The 2,235-nt window shown below is 33.3% G+C and carries 2 protein-coding genes; both read right to left on the bottom strand.

Going from position 1 to position 2,235, the window contains the following annotated elements; all coding sequences use genetic code 11:
- Positions 1-196: 196 nt before the first annotated feature.
- On the bottom strand, positions 197-1,012 hold the full coding sequence (locus ND811_RS19110; protein ID WP_265353571.1) for a FlgO family outer membrane protein: 816 nt from the start codon (positions 1,010-1,012) through the stop codon (positions 197-199).
- Between the two features lie 206 nt (positions 1,013-1,218).
- The gene (locus ND811_RS19105) at positions 1,219-2,163 is read right to left on the bottom strand and encodes a tetratricopeptide repeat protein (protein WP_265353570.1); all 945 of its coding nucleotides are present in this window, start codon (positions 2,161-2,163) and stop codon (positions 1,219-1,221) included.
- Positions 2,164-2,235: the final 72 nt, after the last annotated feature.

Here is a 2,235-nt window from a genome sequence, read left to right as displayed (position 1 = left end):
TTTTTTTGTATGATTTAACCTATTGCAATTAACGAACTAGACTTACCGAAGTTCCCCGACCCTGAGTCCCAACGGGACGTTAGGGACTGGCACAGAGTTTGCGGATGCAAACGAGTGACAGGAGGGGAATTTGCCGCAGGCCGAGCGAGGCCTTGTGCCGAAGCGTAGCGGTAAGTCGCTGTTATGCGATGGTTTTTTAGTTTTGGATAATTGCGAAATCTTTTTCTTGAAAAAAGTATTTTGGGATAACTCTTTGGCCAGACGATAAGATAAGTCCTGATTGGATGTCTACAATTCTTGCATTAATGAGAATGTCATGTCTTTCATTCTTTATATTTCCAATCAAAATTGTATTAGCTCCTAATAATTTACCTAATTCAATTCTTGCTTCATCACCTACTAAGCCACTGCTTTGGAATTTAGCCTCATTAAATAGAGGTTCTAAAGATTTTCGCTCAACAACTTGATATTTTTCTTTCACCAGATAAGTTGTAATAGAATCACCAATTCTCTTTCCTAGAAGAGTTTTTTCGTTCAAAGTTCCAGGAAATTCAAAGACAGCGATTTTTCTTGTTTTGTCAACATCTGTAATTAGATTTTTTACTAGTTTTTCAAATTCCAACTCAACTGATTCAGTTTGTCCGAAAACGACGGCGCTTTCTACCAGGTTAACTTGTAGTTGTTTTCTATTCTTATTAGGATCAGTTACAATTGCAGTAGCAAGATGAGACCCATTCAATATATAATGAATTGAATAAATTTTATTTGGATATTCTGATGACTCTACTTCATAGAAAATTTCACCACTTGGCCAATTATTGTTTTCTTTTACAATATTTCTAAAAGATAGTTTGATATTAAATGTTCCATCCTTTTTCTTCATCTCAATGGCATTCTTTGCAATTGCATAAGTAATAGGTGCCGTTAATAGAGCTACATCTTCTGGCTTTTGACAATTAATACTAACTACTAAAGCTAATAGTATTGTTAGATTTGTTATTATTGTTCTCATTTTTTATCCTCTTAATTTTAAATTTAAAAACTTTCGCATAACGAACTAGACTAACCGACGTAGGCTGACCCTGAGTCCCGGAACGGGACGTTAGGGATTGGCGCGACGCTTGCGTAAGCAAGAGGAGTGACAAAAGCCTATGTGTCGTAGACCGAACGAGGGCGCCAGTCCCGAAGTGAAGCGGTTAGTCGCTGTTATGCGACGGATTAAAAGTCGCAGGCTATTTTATGATTTTTAGTTTCTTTTACAAGTTTTTCCTGATTTGTTTCTAATAAATCAAAATGTGTATAATTGCTGAATTCCGTCTTCATGCATTCTTGTGTTAAAGAACAATTTCTTTTATTTACACAATCAGCTGGTGCCCCTTCATTTGGTTTTGGAGGCAGTGCACCTCTATAACCACAAGCTTTATAATAGATGACGATAATTCGATTGTCGATTATTCTCCATGTGCCATAGTCATAGTTGTTTTTAGGATTAACACCATCAGCACGGCAGCAGCTTCCGTCTAGAGTTGAAGATAGGTAAGACGATTTGATAGCTATATTATTTTTACAAAGAAATAATTCACTTTTACCAGTATCATCAATATTATAAGTACCAATTAAATTTTCAGAATAATTGAGTTGGATGTTTTTTTTCTTAAATTCTTGCCATTTATTTGATTTTCTCAAATTTTCTAAATCTTTATCTTTGGAAATGAAATCTAAATGAGGGTATCCAGAAACTAAAGCTTCTTTTAAATTCAAAAATGCTTCTTTTTCGTTATTTATAAGACTATATAAACAGGCTAAATTATAGTGTATGTAGGCTTTTGAATAGCTTCTATCTATTAATGCTAATTTGTAAGCTTTTTCTGCTGAATTATAATTTTTCAGATCCATATAGATATTCCCTAAGGTATAATAGGCTTTAGGTAATGGATAAATTTTTAAAATTGAGTTAATTTCATTTATTGCATCTTCAAATTTTTTTTGATTCTTTAAATTTTCTACGGTTTTAATCTTTTTTTCAGCTTCGAACTCGTACGAATATTGGTTATAGTTTTTGTGTTTTTTTATGAAGTTTTCACTCAATATATTTTCTTCCGAAAATACTTTAGAATTAAATAGAATTAACATTCCAATTGTAATACACATTTTTCTGTTCATTTTAGTTTCCTTTTTTTAATCTGTCGCATAACGAAAAAGCTTACCGACGTTCCTCGTAGCTGAGCCTACGTA

It is taken from the genome of Leptospira soteropolitanensis (assembly GCF_026151655.1).
Taxonomy (GTDB): domain Bacteria; phylum Spirochaetota; class Leptospiria; order Leptospirales; family Leptospiraceae; genus Leptospira_A; species Leptospira_A soteropolitanensis.
This window is presented reverse-complemented; position numbering and strand designations above follow the sequence as displayed.